16 protein-coding genes are annotated in these 20,578 nt (G+C 52.9%); 9 read left to right on the top strand and 7 right to left on the bottom strand.

The genetic code is table 11. The features are described from left to right. Positions 1-379 precede the first annotated feature (379 nt). Positions 380-745, top strand: coding sequence for an H-NS histone family protein (locus tag AC07R0_RS06745; RefSeq protein ID WP_495098745.1), 366 nt, complete (start codon positions 380-382; stop codon positions 743-745). A gap of 78 nt (positions 746-823) precedes the next feature. Then, positions 824-1,660, top strand: a complete 837-nt coding sequence (locus tag AC07R0_RS06740; protein WP_495098744.1) for an IS3 family transposase — start codon at positions 824-826, stop codon at positions 1,658-1,660. A gap of 168 nt (positions 1,661-1,828) precedes the next feature. Here AC07R0_RS06740 and AC07R0_RS06735 read toward each other — a convergent pair whose 3' ends face one another. Further along, positions 1,829-2,356, bottom strand: coding sequence for a winged helix DNA-binding protein (locus tag AC07R0_RS06735; protein ID WP_495098743.1), 528 nt, complete (start codon positions 2,354-2,356; stop codon positions 1,829-1,831). A gap of 624 nt (positions 2,357-2,980) precedes the next feature. Between AC07R0_RS06735 and AC07R0_RS06730 the strand changes: the two genes are divergently transcribed. The 6 genes from AC07R0_RS06730 to AC07R0_RS06705 all read left to right on the top strand — a co-directional run bounded on the left by AC07R0_RS06730 (position 2,981) and on the right by AC07R0_RS06705 (position 10,564). Further along, positions 2,981-3,328, top strand: coding sequence for a hypothetical protein (locus AC07R0_RS06730; RefSeq protein ID WP_495098742.1), 348 nt, complete (start codon positions 2,981-2,983; stop codon positions 3,326-3,328). A gap of 286 nt (positions 3,329-3,614) precedes the next feature. Continuing rightward, a complete protein-coding gene (locus AC07R0_RS06725; protein WP_495098741.1) occupies positions 3,615-4,514 on the top strand; it encodes a PDDEXK family nuclease in 900 nt (299 codons plus the stop codon). Beyond that, entirely contained in the window at positions 4,507-6,747 is a 2,241-nt protein-coding gene (locus AC07R0_RS06720; RefSeq protein WP_495098740.1) for a TnsB C-terminal domain-containing protein, read from the top strand. The genes AC07R0_RS06725 and AC07R0_RS06720 overlap by 8 nt, the downstream gene beginning before the upstream one ends. A gap of 245 nt (positions 6,748-6,992) precedes the next feature. Then, the gene (locus AC07R0_RS06715; protein ID WP_495104289.1) at positions 6,993-7,988 is read left to right on the top strand and encodes an ATP-binding protein; all 996 of its coding nucleotides are present in this window, start codon (positions 6,993-6,995) and stop codon (positions 7,986-7,988) included. Between the two features lie 10 nt (positions 7,989-7,998). Beyond that, positions 7,999-9,279, top strand: a complete 1,281-nt coding sequence (locus tag AC07R0_RS06710; protein ID WP_495098738.1) for a TniQ family protein — start codon at positions 7,999-8,001, stop codon at positions 9,277-9,279. Positions 9,280-9,562: 283 nt separating this feature from the next. Then, positions 9,563-10,564, top strand: coding sequence for a GSU2403 family nucleotidyltransferase fold protein (locus tag AC07R0_RS06705; RefSeq protein ID WP_495098737.1), 1,002 nt, complete (start codon positions 9,563-9,565; stop codon positions 10,562-10,564). A 395-nt stretch (positions 10,565-10,959) separates the two neighbouring features. Here AC07R0_RS06705 and AC07R0_RS06700 read toward each other — a convergent pair whose 3' ends face one another. Continuing rightward, the gene (locus AC07R0_RS06700; RefSeq protein WP_495098736.1) at positions 10,960-11,361 is read right to left on the bottom strand and encodes a YraN family protein; all 402 of its coding nucleotides are present in this window, start codon (positions 11,359-11,361) and stop codon (positions 10,960-10,962) included. Here AC07R0_RS06700 and rsmI point away from each other — a divergent pair. Further along, positions 11,361-12,275 carry a 16S rRNA (cytidine(1402)-2'-O)-methyltransferase gene (gene rsmI, locus AC07R0_RS06695; protein WP_495104288.1) on the top strand — a complete coding sequence of 305 codons (915 nt, stop codon included), beginning with the start codon at positions 11,361-11,363 and terminating at the stop codon, positions 12,273-12,275. The two genes, AC07R0_RS06700 and rsmI, sit on opposite strands and share 1 nt — an antisense overlap. A 49-nt stretch (positions 12,276-12,324) precedes the next feature. Here the strand turns inward: rsmI and tlpB are convergent, their stop codons facing one another. The 5 genes from tlpB to AC07R0_RS06670 all read right to left on the bottom strand — a co-directional run bounded on the left by tlpB (position 12,325) and on the right by AC07R0_RS06670 (position 20,575). Then, a complete protein-coding gene (gene tlpB, locus AC07R0_RS06690) occupies positions 12,325-14,301 on the bottom strand; it encodes a transporter-like protein TlpB (RefSeq protein WP_495104287.1) in 1,977 nt (658 codons plus the stop codon). Positions 14,302-14,487: 186 nt separating this feature from the next. After that, positions 14,488-16,296, bottom strand: coding sequence for a two-component system response regulator (locus AC07R0_RS06685; RefSeq protein ID WP_495104286.1), 1,809 nt, complete (start codon positions 16,294-16,296; stop codon positions 14,488-14,490). A 4-nt stretch (positions 16,297-16,300) separates the two neighbouring features. Beyond that, positions 16,301-16,747, bottom strand: a complete 447-nt coding sequence (locus tag AC07R0_RS06680; RefSeq protein ID WP_495098732.1) for a response regulator — start codon at positions 16,745-16,747, stop codon at positions 16,301-16,303. Beyond that, positions 16,744-17,943: an ATP-binding protein gene (locus tag AC07R0_RS06675; RefSeq protein WP_495104285.1), complete on the bottom strand. Its 1,200-nt coding sequence runs from the start codon at positions 17,941-17,943 to the stop codon at positions 16,744-16,746. The genes AC07R0_RS06680 and AC07R0_RS06675 overlap by 4 nt, the downstream gene beginning before the upstream one ends. A gap of 73 nt (positions 17,944-18,016) precedes the next feature. Continuing rightward, positions 18,017-20,575, bottom strand: coding sequence for a PAS domain-containing hybrid sensor histidine kinase/response regulator (locus tag AC07R0_RS06670; RefSeq protein WP_495104284.1), 2,559 nt, complete (start codon positions 20,573-20,575; stop codon positions 18,017-18,019). Between the last annotated feature and the right edge of the window lie 3 nt (positions 20,576-20,578).

The following is a 20,578-nucleotide window of genomic DNA, read 5'->3' as shown; positions in this document are numbered from 1 at the left end:
CGGCCGAATGCATCTGTTTCGGTCACCTTATTGCACAATAAGCTGGTCAACCAGTCCCAAGTTTCTTACAAAGTGCCGTAGCCCGTTTCTGGACCCCGACTTTAGGGTTTAGAGACAGGGCCAGTTTGAAGGCCGGAAGCAACGATCTTGGCCACAATATTGGGCGTGGCGCATCCGTTGTCTGAATTCGGGATGAACAATGTCTGCCTGATTAGGCACGCTGTCAATATTGGCGTCGCAATGCGATCCTCTCTCGTGCTCGACTGCCGCAGTGCTTAAACCATCACGGATCGTATGTCACTAAAATCAAATGCGGATATCCTCCAAATTGGGCAAAAACCAATTCTGCATTCCTTCTCTCACTACTTCAGAAACCTCCATGGCCAAAACCTTCAGCAGCATCCAGCGTCAAATTGACAAACTACAAAAAGAAGCAGCAGCCATCAAGGTGAAAGAAGTCGGTGGTGTTATCGAACGTATCCGCGGTGCGATTGACTTCTATGGACTGACACCGGCCGATCTGTTTGAAACCAAAACACGGGCGCAAGCAAAAGGCAAGCGCGCGGGTGCTGCGGGTTCGGTCGCAAAGGTGGCCGCCAACAAGACCAAGCAGAAGACCGAGTCCGTCATCAAATACAAAGATGAAGCAGGCAACAGCTGGACCGGCCACGGCAAGCGACCTGGCTGGTTCAAGGCCGCCCTGGAAGCTGGCAAGACGGCGGAAGACCTGTCGGTCAAACCATAACCGTTCTGAATTACCCACGCTGTGAGACTGAACTGGCCACACCTAGATGTGGCCACTGCCCGGTAAACTCGGCGCCGCATGATCCAGAAGAAGTCTCGTAAGCGTCGTAGCGCCCATTCCAGTTCTCGCCACAACCAGAATCTCCCCTCTGCGACGGTACGTCGCTTTGGTGTCGCGCTGGTCACTGCAGCGATCGTTGCGTTTCAGACCACCAGCTGCGGTTTGCAGCCGACAGCGTCCGGACCACGTACCGAGCAGAGCCGTGGCGCAACAACATCTTCTCGGTTTACCGCCTGCCCGCAGTTCTTCGCAAATGGGATCGCGCCCATGGCCCCAGGCATTCCCCAGCAGCGCGAGCTGTGCTACGAGGGGTTCACGGTGCTGCACAACGGCAGCGCGCGAACGCCCGCCTTTGTTGCAGAGCGCTTGAACCGTCAACTTCCGCTGCAGGCCCGCGAGCAAGAGCGTACCAACCGATTCTTTGCGGATGCGCGCCTGCCCCAGGCCGAACACGCTGAACTCAGTGATTACAAGGGATCAGGTTATGTCCGAGGGCATACGATGTTGGATGCTGCCATTGAGACGGTAGCCAGCAGCAAAAGCAGACCTGTCATTCACTCTGATCGTGAAGCTCACTATCGTTGGCCTGGGTGGCTCTCACGGGTGCGCAACGCAAAGCTGATTCGTTCGATGTCGCGTAAAGGATGTTCACCGGATAACGCAGCCTGTGAGGACTTCTTCGGGCGGTTGAAAACAGAGATGTTCTATCCTCGAAACTTGCAGGACATCACGATTGACCAATTCATCCAGATCGTTGACTCTTACATCCGCTGGTATAACGAAAAGCGCATCAAGATCTCCCTCGGCTCACTCAGTCCCATCGAATACCGGGCGAGCCTCGGAATAACGGCATAAACCAGTCCAAGTTTTACGCCGCACCCCCGCTTGTCTAGTGGACAAGCCACACTCCTACAACGGTCACGCTGTTCATCTCTGTAATCTTGCGGCGTTTGTACTGCCCGTAGGCAGGAAGGTGACTATTAGATCTCCTGGTAGTCCAAGAACTCCATCCCCCGGTCCAAGTTATGCTCTCCACCCGCTTGCGTTTCGTGTAATCGGAACATCTCCTCGATTAAACGCATCTCGTAAATGCTCCAAGCTATATAAATTTCCGCTCGCTGCAGCAAGCTTAAACCGGCGGGATAAACCAAGCAGATGTATCTCATCCTTTCTTGAGTACATGTGGCAAACAACTTCATCGGCCGCCTGCGCCTGCTCTGTAAAGCATTCAATCGATTTTTTACCAGCCGCCGTCAGCGCATAGAAGCGTCGACGCTTGTCCTCCTCCGGCTTACATTCCGTAAGTGAAATCAGCCTCTTGGAACAAAGCCCCTTTAAGTGATTGGCGAGAACAGTTTTACGAATACCAAGACTGTCTCCGATAAGCGCTGGAGATACGCGCGCGTTCACGCCTGCATTACAAATAAACAAGCATATGCTCGCCTCGATCGAGCTCAAGTTTGACATCGCATAAGCATGGGCGAGCAGAGTGTCAGCTATGCGACCAAGGAGCTTCAAATCCTCAAGACGAGGCTGATGTACCGTTGCCATAGGAATCCGTTTGGTTGGGCCAGGTTGCCTAATGTGTGGCAACGCCGCCACATCAAAAATAAAAATTCTAGACGCTAGCCGGGACTCAAACAGGAGCTTCTTTGTAGTCTGTATCACGCATTTCGATGGAATAGAAAATTCTCGCGCTTGCGCCAATCCAATAGAAGTACTTCACTTTATGAACTACAAGTGGAGAACATCAGAACGATCCATCGGCATTCGAGAGCACCCACACACACGGAAAAACACCTCGTCCAAGCGCTTTCGGAACAGCCTATTTCACGGTCATCGATGCTCTCCCACATCAGCCTCAGTCCTTTTGCAACGGCACATCTATTCTTTGAGTAATCGCGCTGCTCAAAGGATATTTCTAGCTCCAATTAATTGGCCATCGAATGGCGGAAAGCGCAATTGTGTCCCTAGATATTTCAAACCATGGGAATCACCCTCGGAATAAAGACTTCCGCCGATACCCAACTATGCGAAACAAAATAACAAAGGGATTAGAACTGTCTGCGCGCAAGACTACGGCATCGGAATTTCCCTAACAAAGAGGGCGTTGCACGCAAGAAGGCCCGTAAGAAGGGCGTTGCAGCGAACGCCCGCTGGAGCCATCATTTCAGAATGCATGAAGGCTCTCATCCGCACGCCCCAATTTCTGTGGCGAACCCACACCAGCCCACCGTTTTGTTGGAAGAGCGCATTTGCACGTTTCTGATGCAGCGATACGGACCTGTCCTAGATAGAAAGGCGATCGTAGAGACCCTTCGTTTCCCGAGTGGGGACGCATTTGACCGGGCCGTGGAGCGGGGACAACTAAAGATGGAGTTCTTAAAAATGTCGAATCGCAAGGGCCGCTTTGCACTTGCACAGCGGGTTGCGCAATATCTGGTGCAAGCCGATGAACGATCAGGATTATTACAGGCGGACGAAGAACGCGTCAGCCCAAGAAAAAAGGAGTGGTCACGATGAGTGGCAGTTAAAACAGCAGGCTCTGACGCGGGTGACAGCCCACGTCAGAGCCTTGGAGTGCTGTATCCCTAGGGGGGACAGCATCATCTTAGGCAGCCGTCTCTTACGCGTCAAGCCGCGTGAGTTGAATCAGCGCTGCCGCTGTATTTAGTTGCCCAAACCGCTCTCCAAGTTGCCATAAACACGTTGCCACGATGCGACACGTGGATGGCGGCTAGGCGGAGCTATTTCTCATACGACCACGCAATCAAGCCCAATCTTGGGGCGCAATCTGTGGAGTTAATAAGTGTTTTCAATAAAACCTCGAAAGAAAATAAGCAAGGAAGAAGCCTTTCAAAAACGTGCGAAAAAACAAGTGAGGGGCCGACTGCCGGGCAAGGACTACTCCGCCTACATAAAAATCGGTCGAAACGAATTCTCTTCACATGGGCGCTCTCAAATAATGAACGATCCAGTATCGGAAAGAGAGCATCACTTTTTATCTTGGCTAGAGACATTTATTTGGCTGTTACTTCTGCATTTGGGTGCAAAAGTAACATGTGAGCAATTCCCACTCTCGGCAGCAGATGATGATATGAGTTTTCTAGTGCAACAAATGAAAGGAAGAGGAACGCTGTCGATTGCCGAATTGCTCGAAATTAAGCATCCAAAAGTGAACGACGAAGTTCCACGAATTCTCACCACGGATTTGATCATTGAGTCCCCTAGGAACGAGCAATGCGCAATCTATGTCCGTCCTCACGATTTGGTACCCAAAGATGGCCGAGGCCTTGAACTACTCCGGCTACAAGCGGCATATTGGAAAGAACGCAACAGACATTTATATGTTCTAACAGAGCGCCATTTGGACTATCAACTAATCGATCTACTCATATGGTCATATACGAGCAGACGAAGCTACCCAACAGGAGCGGATAAGGAATTCCTAGTCTTCCTAAGTGACTGCAACACATACCGGCCCCTAAAAGATCAACTAAAAGAATGGCGAGGTTCAGATTTTGTTGGGGATGCAGTTAATCAATTTAAAGCTGCCATATTCAGCGGTCAAGTGACTGTGACACTGAACGAAGAGTCCGGCAATCTCCACCCATTGAATGAACCATGGAAATTTGCGGTTTTAAATGAGAAGAATATAAATACACGGCTATCTAGATTTTTCTCAAAAATTGAGCCATATCGTGCCTAATATTCATAATCAAGACCCTCCCCAATTACCCATGACAATTGGGGATATTTATCTGATCAATCTAAGCGATCGACTACCCCGCGGAATTTATATTTATATCTACTTGGATCCCGTTCGAAAGGTGGTTTTTTTAAAAAGGCAAAAACAAACCAAGGACGGTAACTCTCCAACAGCGACCGCTCCAAGACATCGCGCAATAAATTCAATAGCCTGCAAGGATCTAGAAAATCTTCTTAACCAGAAGTTTGCGGTGAAAATTGAGCGCCAGCAAAACCTCGTAGTGCCGCAACTACCGAAAAAGAGAAAAGAAAAAGAAAGGGAAAAGGCAATTGCGAAGTTAGATAAAACACGCGATTTCCTTACAGCACTGTGCAATCCTGACCTTTTGCATGAGGTTATTGTAGAGCGTTCTTATAAACCAATATTTCAACTGGCAGCAGCGAAAGAATTCGCAAATCAACATGCAAAGCGATTATTTTTTCGTCTCTTGGATGCTGCCTATGACATCGATACTGCGGTAATAGATCGCCGGAAAACCGCTGAAAGGAAAACACCACGCAAAGTAGAGAAAAAGCTAGGAAGACAATATAAGCATGTGCGCAATGGCAGCAACCCCGAACGCAATGGAAGAAATTTTAACGAAGATGACCACAAAAATTTAACTGCATATATAAATAGTGGCGGCTATAAACATGACAATAGTCTTCAGTGGAACTATGAAAACTTCAAGGCAATATTCAATGTAAAGCAAGTGCATAAACTAGCCAACGGAAAGGTTGTGCCGGAGACGTTGCCCGAAGATCAATTCATAACTAGAAGTCAGTTTGTTTACAACTCCGAGAAGATCCACAAAGCTCTCGCTTACACATTTTCTACAAAAAAACTGATCGAGATAACAAGAAGAGGCTTCCGTGTCTACACGGGAAGTTCAAGATCTCATATCCCTTGCCCTGGCCATTCGATACTGATTGACAGTACGTTGGCCGATGTTTACCTAGTCTGCTCTTGGGATAGAACACGAATTATTGGCCGACCATTATTATATTTTGTGGTCGATGCTCTCACATCGGTTGTTTTGGGAATTCACATCTCACTCCGAGCCCCTAGCGGAGTTGAAGCAAAAATGGCTCTTTTCTCTGCTTTGAGTAATAAAACGGAGTTGCTCACCAAATATAGTCTGAATGCTTACTCTCATTTTTTCCCACGTGCACCAATACCATATGAATTCTTGCCTGACAGGGCGGAATTACTGTCTTCAATAGGAAGAGAAGCAGCAAGCGCATTAAACTGTGCGATGGGAATGCCTTCAGCTTATACACCTCAGTGGAAAGCTGCAGTAGAACGAATTTTTAAGACTATTAATAACTTTTCCATCCATTGGATTCCAGGCAGCACGCGGGGACGAGTTCGAGAACGAGGACAACCGGATGTGCGGTTGGATGCAATTTTGACGATGGAGGAATTCACCCGAATTATTCTTCTTTCCGTTCTTCAATGGAATGCGTTAGGACGTTCAACACAGAAACTTTTACCATCAATGTTAAAAGACGAAACTGCTACGGAGCCAGGGCCCAGTGGTTACTTTAATTGGGGGTTAGAAAATCTACACGGCTCGCCGGCATACTTCACTAACGACGAACTCGTAACAAAACTATTACCTGGAAGTATTTGTGAAATAGGTTCTGAAGGCATCCATATTGATAACAACAGATGGGGCGCACCGTGGATGAATGACCCTCAGTTAAGAGTTGCCGGACTTTTGAGTAGCCCGGTTCATCTCTATAGAAACCCCGTCCACTCCAAACAATCTTATATTCATCTTAAAGGAGAAAGCCAACTCCGCGAGTCAACTCTGCTTGAGATGCCTTGTGCGGGTAGTATTTTTGATCTGGAGGAATACTTCGTCGTCGAACAAACAAAACATTCAATTCACAAAATGCAGAACGAGGGGCTTCAGACTTCAATAACGCATGAAATGAATAGTCTCATCGCAAGTGCAAGGTCCAAGACGGCTATCGCCAACAAAGAATTACCAATATCAAAATCAGAAAAGACAAAAAGTATTCGCCAAAATCGAAACAACGAGATAAATGGTCAAAAATTCACAGCTAAACCTGCTGACGACAGCAAAACGCATGAAGAAGATGTCTTAGCAAATTGGTCGGCTTCATCTTTCGCCAGCAATGATTTCATGGCAGCACTAAGAAAAATATCCAATAAAAATAAATCATGATTGCACGACCGGCCCAATACTCTGCATCGACTGTACCTAGCTTTTGCAAGGGGAATCCTCTGAGTGAAGCACTCCCAGAACTACCCAATGACAAAGCCTTATTTGAGGAACTTCTTATTGCACCCAAGGGTGATTTCTCTATTGCACGGACGAATGATCCAAATAGTTTTTACGAGGCATCAACTCTTCTGGAAATAAATCTACCACGACTGGAGACCCCTATTTTGATGAGGAGGATTTATAGCATGATCCACAATGCATACTCCAAATCGAATCCGATGACGAGCCAATTTATTGGTGACATCAATTCCATAGATTCAGATTTATTTTCAGAAAAAGAAACGCTAGATTTGCAAAGCGATGCAATGACAATTCTCGGTTGGAGTGGAGTTGGAAAATCCACACTCATAAGATCAATACTCAAATTTTTCCCGCAACTAACCAAGCACTCAGAATACAAAAATAGGCCGCTTACGTTACTTCAAGTAGTTTGGCTAAGTGTTGATGCTCCACTGAACGGCAGTCCAAAAGGATTTTTGAATAATATTGCTCGTGCGCTCGACAAAGTTTTGCAACTCAGAGGAAAGCAGTCTTACTTCAACCAAATGGAAAGTAGTTCCGCAGAAACTATGAAAGTTCATTTAGCAAGAGCTCTGCGCACTCATTGCGTCGGTCTACTCCACGTCGACGATATTCAGCGCTGGGGAGAGGGTGATAGAAAGGCCAGACTTTTGTCCATGTCAATGTTAATAGGATTGGCGAATACGATTGGTTGCTCGCTACTTCTTAGTGGAACACCTGCTGCAGTCGAGGTCCTTAAAACGAGCTTTGAAAGTAGCAGAAGAGCAAATAGGCGACCGCATATCGTTATAAAGACTCCGACCAACTACGAAGATCCTTTTTTTGAAAGTTTGATTAATTATTTATTCTCCTTTCAACTTTCTACTCCTTGGGTGGCTGTCAATGAGGATTTTAGAAAAACCATATTCCAATTGACCGCAGGCATTCCTGGCGTAATAACCAGTCTTTATGTGGCAGTTATTGAGGAAGCACTCTTATCAAGGCAGCCGCTTTCAGTCAATTTATTCAAAGTAGTAATGCAGGAAAGCTTTTCCATGCTTACGGACCCTATAGAAAATCTGCGTAAAGGTCGGGCAAAAAATCCAGATTACTGGGATCCAGATACAGATAAAAAATTAAGCCGCAGTGTCAAAAAGAAGTCGCTAGACGATGACGCATAGGTCATTTTAAATGATCAGTAAAACCAATTTTTTTCCACCAATCGGAGCATCTGAGACAATTTACTCCATTTGCAGCTCGTTGCATCACTTACTGGGTCACCTAAGCCATCGTGAAAGTTCACATTTATTTTTTGGCGATCATTCAGCCGTCGGGCGTCATCTTAGCCCAGCCAATTTAAATCACTTTTGCAACTTTACGGAAAATCGCGCGGGCAACTCCGAAGATATTTTAAACAATAGAACCGTTATCGGGTTGTACAGGCGATTCAACCCAACGAAGACAATTAACGATCTCTACAAATCACCCAATTCAGACAAACGCCCTCGTTTACCGAAAGAAACGGATCTATCTCTAAGGTATTGCGTACATTGCGTAGTCGAAGATCGGGAAAAAATAGGCCGAGGCGCTTGGAGACTAGAGCATCAGTTTTCTGGGGTAGTTGTGTGTCCGCGTCATGGGATTGAACTCAAATCAACATCCTTTTCACCAAAATCAAAGGATAAGCGCTGGATTAGGGTAGATGAGTTGATTAATGACCACCCAACAATAGAAGAGGGTAAAAATGATAAAAAAATTCACTGGCTTCAACACCTGGCTCAGGTGCTATGGGGTTTTAATCAATATGAAAATGCCACACCATCAAGTCTGAGGATTGCACTGGCCAATCATCTGGCTAATACCGGTGAAATTCCAAGCCCAAGTCACTTTACTGCGCATTATATTAATCGTTGGTACCGATCCAAAGGACTTCCTTTTATAGGAAGCCAGTTCCGCGCAATCCAGAAATTTCCTCTTCCATCTGAAAATAGCCAACTAATGCTGCGCTGGGCAACCTATATTGCGGCTACTGCGTGCTGGGATGAAATTAAGTTACAACTTAAAAATCAACCACCCTTTCAAGCCAAATTTGAACTGCCGTATTTGTGCCGGGAATATGCGGCAGAGGAACTACTTCCAGTTCAGGTATGGGCCGCTCTCAACGAGGGAATTAGTTTAAGCAGAATTAGTTTAACTACCGGATTTAGCGTAACCTCGCTAAACCACGCGTTAAGATCAAATCCAGAAGTGAAAAATGCACGTAAAACCTTGATAGACGCATCCAATTTGCACGAGAGACGATCTTGGGTTCGTTCCAAGTTGGCGGCCAATCCTTCCTGGGGAAGAAAAGAGCTGTTTCGCCATGGTTCGAAATATGTTCGCTGGCTTGAACTTCACGATTTTGAGTGGCTAACGGCCCAGCTTCCACACGTCGATTCTGGCCGCTGGGTACAACGACCGCTATTTGTTTAAGGTCACTAAGGTACGGTTCCTCAGGCAACCTCTTCTCCCCAGCTTTCGTCATGGCACTGGGCCAAGTGGTAGAACTTCTACGGATTGAGAGTAAAGCTAAAAATTTTCACTAACTGAGAAAACTGTACCTGTAAAAGTCCAAAGACGGCTTGATGCTAAATGTGTCGAGTCATGATCGCATCTTGGGTACAAGATCGACGTGATCGGACAATCTAGAAGACTAAGCTATTGATTTTTATGATATTTCAATGTAAGTTGGAGAAATCCAGATTCACATTGAAAAATGACCAATTTTCTTGAAAACAGTGAAAGCCAGAACCGGCAGTACATAGATGCCGAGACCGTCTACCGGGAGTTGCTGCGAGTGCAGAAAGCAGCGCAGCAGACCCGAGGCGGGATGATCTGGCGTGAGATGGGCGGCAAGAAATACCTCATCCGCACGTCGACCAAGGGCGCCCAAAAATCCCTCGGTCCTGAAACCGAAGAGACCGTTAAGATTTTTGACAGCTTTTCGTCTCGCAAAGCTGATGTCGCAGAACGGCTGGCATCCCTCAGGCAGACCTACGACGAGCAAAAAAGGCTCAACAGGGCATTGCGAGTCGGACGCGTTCCGACGCTGGTCGTCGATGTTCTCAACGCCATCGAAGCTGCAGGGCTAAGCGAACATTTCACGGTGGTCGGCACGCATTCTCTTTATGCCTATGAAAGTGCTTGCGGCGTTCGGTTCATGCCACAGGCCATGGCTACCCGAGATATTGATCTCCTCCTGGACACACGTAAGCATTTGGCTTTCGTGTCAAAGATGAAGGAAGCGCAGGCGTCGTTCCTGGGAATTCTCAAGAAGGCGGATAGGACATTCGAGAGAGTTGAGGATAGAAAGGAAACAGTCATCAACTCGACCGGTTTTGAGATCGATGTCATCCGACGCGTAGCCAAGGATGGTGACCCGCATCCGTTTCGCTTGAGTGATGACGAAGACGATGTTTGGGCAGTTCAAGCTCCGACCGGTGATCGGCTTCTTGGCGCGGCCCGGTTCAGCCAGATGGTGGTGGCCACGAGCGGCGAAATGGCGATGATGACCGCTGTTGACCCCGTCAGTTTTGCACATATCAAACGACAGCTTGCCGCTTTTCCCGATAGAGACCCTCGCAAAGCCGGCAAGGACTTGCTGCAAGCACAGTTAGTCGAAGAACTGGTGGCTACCTATATGCCTTCATTGAGCTCGAAGGACTCCAGAAAGCTTACCGAAGACGAGCAATCGCATGAACATCCTGCGCCTGGATGAAATACAGCTGGTGAGTTGAAAGCCTGCTGGGGTGCGTTGAGGACATACAAACAGCGCTAGGACTTCTACCAGGCGCATCTAGCGCCAATTCCGGCAGCGCACGAAGTACCCACCAATTGAGATCTACTATGAGAAATCGGGCGTTAAGCAGCGCCGCCGTAATAGTCACTAGCGACTGCGTATGCGGATTTTCGTAGAGGTGGGTGATTTTCAGCGTACGTACTTCTCCAAATCAGCAGAAATAATTGAATTTGATTTGTCAAATTGCACCTCAATCATTGCAATTGAACAATATTCATCACCGTAACTCTTTGATTCTTAACGACGACTAACTCACGTTCAATTGTCAGGGACACCATATGTAGCCAGGGTGTAGCCACGGGGTAAGCGGCGTTTCAAGCGGCGTCGAATGCGGCGCGCAGCCATTGCAGGCCCTGCGCCTCCAGCACCACCACGTCAAAGCGGCACGGCGGTGGCGTGGCCAGGCCCAGCAGGTAGTGGCGCGCCGCCAGCACAATGCGCTTTTGCTTGGTGGTGCTGACACTGGCTGCGGCACCGCCAAAGGCCGCATTTGCGCGCTTGCGCACCTCGACAAACACCAGCGTGCCGTCCGGCGCACGCATCACCAGGTCGATTTCACCGCCGCCCCGGCCGGGCGTCCGATAATTGCGCTCCAGCAGACGCAGGCCCTGGGCCTGCAAATGCGCCAGCGCCTGGTCTTCGGCCGCATCACCGGCTTGCTTGGTGGTCGGCGCCGTGCCCATGCGTGTCAGAGCTAATTTTTTGAGGAAACCCATTGAGCGCTTCTTTTGCTTCCGCCTTGAACGCCGCCCACGAGGCCGCGTCTTCGCAGCATTATCCGGCGGGCACGCTCTATATCGTGGCCACGCCGATTGGCAATCTGTGTGACATCAGCCTGCGCGCCCTGCATGTGCTGGGTCTGGTGGATGCGATTGCCTGCGAGGACACACGCCACACCCAGTCTCTGCTGCGCGCCTACGGTATCGACAAGCCATCGTCGCAGCTGCTGGCAGTGCATCAGCACAACGAATCCGAGGCCGCCCAGAACGTGGTGCGGCGCCTGCAGCAGGGCGAGCGCATCGCCTATGTGAGCGACGCGGGCACGCCCGCCATCAGCGACCCCGGCGCCCGCGTGGCCGCTGCGGCACGGGCAGTGGGCCTGCCGGTGGTACCGCTGCCTGGCGCCAGCAGCATCACCACCGCGCTCAGCGCAGCTGGCATCGTGCAGGACACGGGTTTTGTGTTCATTGGTTTTCTGTCCAGCAAGGCGGCCGAACGCGATACCGCAGCCCAAGGCCTGCTGGCCGAACCACGCGCCGTGGTGCTGCTGGAAGCCCCCCACCGCATCGAGGCGCTGGCCCGCAGCCTGGCATGCCTGGGCGCACGCTCGATCACCATGGCGCGCGAGCTCACCAAGCAGTTTGAGGAAATTGCCACCGTGCCGGCGCAGGAACTGCCCGGCTGGCTGGCAGCCCAGGCATCGCGCACACGCGGAGAATTTGTGGTGGTGGTACACCCTGCCCCACCCGCCGAGACGCCAGAACAAGACTTGCGCATACTCAAGCTGCTGCTGGCCGAGCTACCGCTGAAAACCGCGGTGCAGCTGTGTACCGACATCACCGGCCAGCCGCGCAAACTCTTGTACAGCGCCGCCCTGGCGTTGAAGCCTGCGCCCGAGGAAGACTCCTAAAATAATAGCTTCCAGCGCAGGTAGCACCTGCGCTGGAGGCATATTTTCTTTAAGACTTGCGGCGCGGCCAGAGAAAGCTCAGCGGCTGCTGGCGCACCCGCTGCCACACAGCCGAACGCAGGCGCAGGCGGTCCAGGCCGCTGACGCTATGGGCGCCCAGCGCCAGCTGCAGGGCCAAGAAGAAGCTCACCGTCAGGTTCAGCGCGCCAATCAGCGGGATCGCCGCGACGCACCACCAAAACGCCGACATAGTCCACACATGGGCGCCAAACGCCGAAGCCGCTGCCGCCAGTTGCCCGGACGACAAAGTGACGTGGCGCGCCTCCAGCCCCAGGCCCACAAAAGCCAACACCGGCGGCAACAGGCCCAGCATGAAGCCCAGCGAAATATTCGACGCAAAGCCCGAAATATGCTCGCGCATGAAATGCGCCCAGCGGTCGGCGCGCGCCACGCCCAGCACGGAGGTGATGCGCGGGTTGTAGCGCAGGGCCGAATCCAGGCGGTGCAGCACAAACCAGTTTTCCGTCGCGCCAGCAATCAGGCTGGCCAGGAACAGCAGCACGCCGGTGAAGGCCGCGAACAGCAAGGTACTGGGCGTGAGCAGATGCAAGGTTTGAAACACATGTGCGGCCTCGGTCTTGCTGATCATGGGCTTGCCGCCCAGCCACAGCATGCCAAAACTGATCAGGCAGACGCAGGGCACGACCATGCCCACATTGCCCAGCACGGCCGCCACCTGGGAGCGCACTAGGTGGGTCACCTCGTCCACAAATTCGTCCACGGCACTGCCGCCACTCAGGTCCTTGAGCTTGGCCGCCATGGCAGGTGCCGTCATGGCCGGCTGCTTGGTGGCCAGCGTCCAGTGCAGCAGCTGAATCAACACAAAGCTGGCGGCATACATCAGGCCAGACACCATGCCGGACCAGAACGCCGTCAGGCCCAGGGCGCCAATCGCGAACTTCAACAAGGTGGTCAACGAGGTGGCCGCCCCGCCGCCCGCCGCCTTGGCCAGCATGCCACGGTATTCGGCATGGTCGCGGGTGATGTAGTGCGCGCCGGTTTCGGCACTGCGCTCGGTCACCTTAGCCGCCAGCATGGAGGCATTCACACGCACCAGGGCGCGCACGCTGCGCCGCTCCTGCCCGGCTTCGGTCAGCTTGGATACCAGGCGCGCAGCACTGGCCTCGGGTGTGGGCGAGACCAGGCCATCCATCAGGTCGCGCACCCGCAATACCCGCTCGCGCAGCTGGCGCAACATGAACACCAGGTTGATCGAAATGCCGTGCTCGTTCAAATGCGGATACACGCTGGCCGCCGCCTGGCGACACAGCTCCAGGCGCTCACGCAGGCGCTGCGCCGCAGCCTCCAGCTCCTGAGGCTCGCGTGGCGTGGCGATAAAGGCCAGACGGAATGCATCCACATCAGCCGACAGATCGCTAAACGGCTGGGCCTGGCGCGCACCGTCACTCATGCGCAGGCGCAGCTCAGAGGCAAAGCCCGTGGCGCGGATCTGGCTGGTGCAAAAAACAATCGCCTGCAGCAAAGCGTCTTGCCACAGAGTAACGCACGGCGTGCGGGAAGGCGCCGTCAGCAGCCCAGCCAGGCACTGCAAGCTGCCACTGTCCAGCGCCGCCAACCACTCCGCATCGGCCTTGTCGCTCAGCACCAGGCTGAACAGCTCCGCGGCATCGGTAGTTTCAGGGGTAGCGGGCAGAATCTTGCGGCCCAGGCGGCCAGCCAGCTCGCTCAGAAATGCCGAGCTATGCGAAAAGCCATAGTCGGCCAACACGGTGGTGCTGTCTACGGTCTGCAGCAATACCAGCCACCAGGCACGCAGGCCCTCCTGCAGCTGCGGCCGTGTCTGCAGCGCCTCCAGGAAAAACTGCATCCGGCGCACCGATGCGTCGGCAGAACTGCCGTCGCCGCGTATCCAATCCAGCAAGCCAATCAGCCACAGATGGCGCTGCGCCAAGGGAGCGTTGGCGTCCAGCGTGTCGAGCAAAAAGGGAAGGTCAGATTGTGTCAATAGTGCGTTCGGAAGAGGTGTCGCTGCAGGCATAAACCTGCCGAGAGGGGAAGCGCAAACAGGGCGATACCAACAACTGTCGCTTGAATCATAAGCGTGCCGTTAGATGAAGCATAACTGTACCACCTGGTGTTGCTGCCGGTCTCGATTGGCCCCAGCCCCATCCTGACGCGGATGTCAACCATGTCATCGGTTCAACAGCCCAATAAACGCATCTGCCGCTACCGCTTTGCTGAAATAAAAACCTTGCGCATCGGTGCAGCCTCGGGATAGCAGGAAATCGATCTGCTGCATCATTTCGACGCCCTCCGCCACGACCTTCAGATCCAGGCCATCGGCCATGGCAATGATCGCGGAAACCAGCGCAGTGGCGTTGCGGTCCTGGCCGATCCCGCGCACAAAGGATTGGTCAATTTTCAACACCTGAATTGGAAAGCGCTGCAGATACGCCAGGCTGGAATAGCCGGTTCCAAAGTCGTCCAACGTCAGTTGTATGTCCATTTGACAGAGCCGATTGAGAATATCGAGAACGTCATCGCTGCGCTGCAGCAAAAGACTCTCGGTAATCTCCAATTCAAGGCTGGAAGCGCTCAGGCCGGTTTCTTCAAGAATCGCCGCAATCCGTTCGCAGAAGCGTGGCTGGTAAAACTGGCGTGCGGACAAATTGACAGCCACGCGCAGTTGCGGATGACCGGCATCCTGCCATTGCTTGAGCTGGCGGCAGGCCTCGCGCAATATCCATTCGCCAAGAGGCAGGATCAAGTCTGTTTCTTCGGCAATCCAAATGAAATCTGGACACGAAACCGGCTCAGTTCCCGGGCGGTGCCAGCGCAACAAAGCCTCACACGAAAGGATGGCACCGCTGACCATGTCTACCTGAGGCTGGTAGTGCATCACAAACTCGCCTTTCGTCAAGGCCTGCCGCAATTGGTGTTCCAGCGCCAAACGCTGCTGTGCGGCTTGGTTGAGCGCGGGTGTGAAAAACTCGTAGTTCCCTCGACCTCGCACCTTGGCATGGTTCATGGCAGTGTCGGCGGCACGCATCAAATTATGAACATCCATGCCATCACCCGGATACAAACTGATGCCGATACTGGCACTCGCATGCAATTCATTGCCATCCACAAAGACAGTTTGACCCAAGACATCCAGCACCCTTTGTGCCGCGGATGCGGCATCGCCTGCCCCCGTTAACAAAGGAAGACATAACGCATACTCAGCGCCGCCAGCGCGCGCCAAACTGTCGCCTTCGCGCAAGCATTCTTTCAAGCGAGCTGCGACCAACTGCAGGAAATAGTCACCGCTCTTATGTCCTAGTGAATCGTTGATGTATTTGAAATAGTTCAGCCCAACAAAGAGAACCGCCACCTGCGAGCGATTTCGGTGCGCATAGGCGATCGCCTGCGTGAGGCGATCCTCCAACAGCTCGCGGTTGGGCAACCCAGTTAATGCATCGTGGTGCGCCATATATCGGATGCGCTCTTCGGCTTGCTGACGCTCCGATATCTCGGTATGAAGGGCGTCAATCGTGGCGGCCAATTCGGCGGTGCGTTCCAGCACCCGACGCTCCAGATCATCATTGGCCTGGCGCAGTGCCTGCTTGGCCTGGCTGCGTTCCATGGAATAACGTATGGCGCGCACCAACAATGCGGAGTCGACATGCCCCTTTACCAGATAGTCCTGCGCACCGGACTGCACTGCCTGAACGGCAATATCCTCATCGCTCAAGCCGCTCAGTACGATCAAGGCGGGAACGGCCGGAAAGCGCTCCAACACTGCTCGCAACGTGGCCAATCCACTGCTTTCTGGTAAGCCCAGGTCCAACAGCAGAACATCCGACGGCTGGGTCTGCAGATGCGTTATTCCATCGGTCAGATTGTCAACCCAGGTCAATATATACGCTGGCTCTTGCAGCTGCTCGAGCATGCACTCGATCAACCGCGCATCGCCGGCGTTGTCCTCGATCAATAAAATTTTGGTGGGACTAGTGCTCATCGCGTTACCTTGGCGGTAGTGTCACGATGCTAAGCCAGAAATCCTCAATAGTTCGCACGATCTTGGCGAACTGCGTGAAGTCGACCGGCTTGGTGATATAGCAGTTCGCATGCAGGCTGTACGCACGCACTACGTCCTCTTCAGCCTGCGAGGTGGTCAGGATGACTACCGGTATCGTCTTCAGACTTTCATCCTCCTTGATTTCTTCCAGCACTTCCCGGCCATTTTTCTTTGGCAGGTTCAAGTCCAACAAAATCAGGTCGGGACGAGGGGCATTGATATGCTCACCACGTTGATGCAGGTAGTCGAGCGCGGCCGCTCCGTCCTCGACCACTCGCAGCGTGTTCGATACCTTCGCATCTTTCAGTGCTTCCTGGGTCAGGCGGACATCGCCCGGGTTGTCCTCCACCATCAGGATTTCGATCGGGCGCACCTGTAGTATTCCATTCATGATGCCTCTCCTGTTGTCTGTGGCACCTGTGACAAAGTGAATTTGAATGTTGCACCCTGTCCGGGCTCCGAATCGACCCAGATGCGTCCACCGTGCCTCTCTACAATCTTCTTGCAGATCGCCAACCCGATGCCGGTGCCCGGGTAACGGCTGCGATTGTGCAGGCGCTGGAACATCACGAAGATCCGAGCGAAATATTCCGGCGCAATGCCGATGCCATTGTCCTTCACCTCGAAGCGCCAGAAATCATTCTCCGGTTCAACCCGGATCTCTATCTGCGGCGCTTGCGAGCCGCGAAACTTAATCGCGTTGGCAAGTAGATTCTGAAACAACTGCGTCAGTTGCGCGGGGTCTCCCTGTACCACCGGCATTACGGCACACTGGATCTGCGCACCGCTCTCCTCGATGGCTATGCGAAGGGACTGCAGGACTGTTTTCAGCACCGCATCGCAATCGGTCGCCTGCAAGGGTTTAGCCTTAGTACCAACCCGCGAATAGGTCAGCAAATCGTCAATCAAGGCCTGCATGCGCTTGACCCCGTCAACGGAGAACCCAATGAATTCATGCGCTTCGGCATCCAGCTTGCCTCCATAGCGCTGTTCCAGCAGTTGCACATAGCTCGTCACCATGCGCAGCGGCTCCTGCAGATCATGCGACGCCACGTAGGCCAACTGTTCGAGTTCCGCGTTCGAGCGCGCCAACTCCTGCGAGCGCTGTGCCAACACCATTTCGGCTTTTTGGCGTACCGCTATTTCCTGCTGCAATTGCTGGTTCTGTGCCAGCAGCTGCCGCTGCATGGCCTGCAAGCTCAAGTGCGTGTTGATGCGCGCCAGCACCTCCTCCGCATGAAACGGCTTGGTCACGTAGTCGACGCCCCCGAGCTTGTAGGCACCGATCTTGTCCCCGATGTCGGACAGGGCAGTCATGAAAATGACAGGGATATCTTTCGTGACGGTAAGTGATTTCAGCTTGCGGCAGGTTTCGAAACCGCCGATGCCCGGCATCATCACATCCAGCAAAATCAAGTCCGGCGGTGCGAACTGCGCGCGCTCGATCCCTTCTTCACCATCCTGGGCGACCATTACCGAAAAACCATGGCTGACGAGGTGTTCCGCCAGCACGGCCACGTTAACCGGTGTGTCATCCACGATGAGGATGTTGGGGCTTGGCCCCCTGGAACCCGTGCTGGTGTTCATAACGGATCCGTTATAAAAATAAATATCGACGGAAAAAGTATAGGCTTATGCCCTTCATTTGCAATAAGCGCAGTTACTTGAAAATGGATTCACTGCTGTTAAGGCAGTACTTTGCCAGGTTCAGGATAGCCTTGGACTGGTAGCCCTTGGCGAGCAGGCGCAGTTGATTGGTAAAGGGGCGATAGCGCTCGTCCAGGTCGTCCAGATGGTCTGCCCAGTGCAAGATGTCCTGCATGTTCCCCAGGCGCGCCAGCTGATACAGGTCATCGATCTCCTGCTGCGGCGGCAGGGTGAACGCACCTGCCCCCCCATCGCCCGAAACTGATGGCCCCTGTGTTGGTTCGTAGGTCAGATCCAGGCGCAGGAGACGGCCGATCTGTACCATTAGGCGTTCATACTCGATCGGCTTCACCAAAAATGCATTGGCGCCGGCCTGGCGGCTTTGCTCCTGGTCGCTGACCGAAGCGCTGGCCGAGAGCATGATGATGGGCGCAACCTCGAAGTCCGGTAGCTGGCGCAGGCGGCGCGTCGTTTCCAACCCGTCCATGCCGGGCATGACCAGGTCCATCAGTATCAGGTCCGGCCGTAAGGCCTGTGCTTTCTCCAGTGCGTCCATGCCGCTGACCGCCGAGCCAGTCTCGAAGCCGAGCTGGCTCAACATGTCGATCGCCACTGCCCGGTTGTCGGCCACATCGTCCACCACCAGTATTCTTTTGCGCATGCCTGCGTAACCCATAGGCCCCGGCTCGTGGGTCACACCGCCTTTCGACGCGATGACCTGCAAGTCCACCTCGAACCAGAACGTACTGCCCTCGCCGACCCGGCTCTGGACCTGCACGTCGCTACCCATCAACTTGAGGAATTGGCGGCTGATCGCCAAGCCCAGGCCGGTGCCGCCGATGCGGTGCTGCAGGTCGCCTGCCTGCTCGAACGGTTTGAAGATCGCCTCCAATTGATCGGCGCCGATGCCCACCCCGCTGTCCTGCACGTCGAACCGGAAGCGCCCAGGGACCGGGCTGCTCACGGCCAGGCGCACGGAGCCACGGTCGGTGAACTTGACGGCATTGGACAACAAATTCAGCAAAACCTGACGCAAACGCTTTTCGTCGGCCCGCACCCAGGCGGGCAAGTCCGGTGCCAGGTCGCAACCGAAGTCCAGGTCCTTCTGCGCGGCCTTGACTTCGATCATCCCGGTGATGACGCGCAAGAAGGTGTGGAACTGGATGTCCGTCACGTAGAGTTCGAGCTTACCGGCTTCAATCTTGGCAAAATCCAGGATGTCGTTGATCAGCGTCAACAAATGTTCGCCACTCTTCTGGATCAAGTTCAGTCCGGAGGACTCGCGCTCGCTCAGGGTCTTGTCCCGCAGCAGTATCTGCGCATAGCCCAAAATGCCATTCAGGGGCGTACGCAATTCGTGGCTCATGTTGGCCAGAAAGGCGCTCTTGGCCTGATTGGCGGCTTCCGCTGCATAGGCAAAAGCCTCCAACTCCTTGTTCGCCAGTTCCAGTTGTGCGGTGCGGTCCGAGACGCGTTGTTCGAGTTCCTGATTGAGTTTGTGAATTTCTTCCTCGGCCCTTTTGTGTTCGCTGATATCAGTGAGAAATCCCTCAATGAAAAGCGGAACATTCGCTTCGTCACGCACCATGCGGGCGTTGGTAGAAACCCAAATAATCTGCCCGTCGCGGCGGTGAAATTGAATTTCATATCTGGTGACGGCACCTTGCTCAAGAAGCAGCGCAAGTACCTTGTCGCGATCCTCGGAATGCAGGTAAATCTGATGGGGAATGTTTAGCGTGCTCGCCTCCAATTCACCGAGCGAGTCATATCCCAGGATTTTTGCCATTGCCGGATTGGCATGCAAGAAACGCCCTTCAAGCGAAGTTTGATAGATACCCTCCAGGGCGTTTTCAAAGATATTCCGATACCGGACCTCAGCCTCCCGAATCATCCCGATTTGCCCCTTTATCTTGCTTGCCATTTGATCCAATGCCGTACCAAAGGGTTGGAATTCCACATATGGAACGACATGGCCTGACGGGTCGTATGCACCAGCGGCAAAACGGTTCGCAATCTCATTGAGGCTATTCAAGGGCTTACGCAACGATATGCGGATAAAAATAACCGCAACGAGCACAACCGAAATCAGAATCAGGAAAATGATGCCCGTCGAGAAAAAAAGCAGTTGGCGATTGCTTTCCTTGTTGATTGTTTGTGTCAGAGAAACAGCGACTTCACCGGCCTGGATTTCCTGGTTTCCTTGCTTGTGAAATATTGGGGCAGACCTGTTTATCCGGCCGCCACCTTCTTGTTTGTCGACACTGTAAATTTCTGCGCCCGATCGATTCCGGATGATCAGCCGAACAATCGACTCATCACGCGAGATTGCCAAGCCGATGGTCTTTATTCCATCGTCATCAACCGTCCACAGCGGTACGGAAAGAGTGCCCACAAGATAGGCAAGTGTTTCGTCCGCCCTTTGCTCCAGGGCTCTTGCCGCGGCCTGCGATACGACATAGTGCATGGCGGCGACGGCCACTGCCGACACGATGAGAACGGTTGCGACAAGCGTCGCCGCCAAGCGCCGTGTTATGGAACGGTTTTCAATTGCCTTGTCCGGCAAGTGCTCCATGGC

Source organism: Rhodoferax sp. GW821-FHT07F03 (genome assembly GCF_059418745.1).
The sequence above is the reverse complement of the archived record's forward strand: the minus strand, read 5'-3'. Positions and strand labels throughout refer to the sequence as shown.

Excerpts from the sequence above, each read along its gene's own strand:
- AC07R0_RS06700 (WP_495098736.1), bottom strand. The coding sequence starts at position 11,361 with ATGGGTTTCCTCAAAAAATTAGCTCTGACACGCATGGGCACGGCGCCG.
- AC07R0_RS06675 (WP_495104285.1), bottom strand. The coding sequence starts at position 17,943 with ATGAACACCAGCACGGGTTCCAGGGGGCCAAGCCCCAACATCCTCATC.
- AC07R0_RS06670 (WP_495104284.1), bottom strand. The coding sequence starts at position 20,575 with ATGGAGCACTTGCCGGACAAGGCAATTGAAAACCGTTCCATAACACGG.
- AC07R0_RS06745 (WP_495098745.1), top strand. The coding sequence starts at position 380 with ATGGCCAAAACCTTCAGCAGCATCCAGCGTCAAATTGACAAACTACAA.
- AC07R0_RS06740 (WP_495098744.1), top strand. The coding sequence starts at position 824 with ATGATCCAGAAGAAGTCTCGTAAGCGTCGTAGCGCCCATTCCAGTTCT.
- AC07R0_RS06685 (WP_495104286.1), bottom strand. The coding sequence starts at position 16,296 with ATGAGCACTAGTCCCACCAAAATTTTATTGATCGAGGACAACGCCGGC.
- AC07R0_RS06735 (WP_495098743.1), bottom strand. The coding sequence starts at position 2,356 with ATGGCAACGGTACATCAGCCTCGTCTTGAGGATTTGAAGCTCCTTGGT.
- AC07R0_RS06705 (WP_495098737.1), top strand. The coding sequence starts at position 9,563 with ATGACCAATTTTCTTGAAAACAGTGAAAGCCAGAACCGGCAGTACATA.
- AC07R0_RS06710 (WP_495098738.1), top strand. The coding sequence starts at position 7,999 with ATGATCAGTAAAACCAATTTTTTTCCACCAATCGGAGCATCTGAGACA.
- AC07R0_RS06730 (WP_495098742.1), top strand. The coding sequence starts at position 2,981 with ATGCATGAAGGCTCTCATCCGCACGCCCCAATTTCTGTGGCGAACCCA.
- AC07R0_RS06715 (WP_495104289.1), top strand. The coding sequence starts at position 6,993 with ATGATCCACAATGCATACTCCAAATCGAATCCGATGACGAGCCAATTT.
- AC07R0_RS06680 (WP_495098732.1), bottom strand. The coding sequence starts at position 16,747 with ATGAATGGAATACTACAGGTGCGCCCGATCGAAATCCTGATGGTGGAG.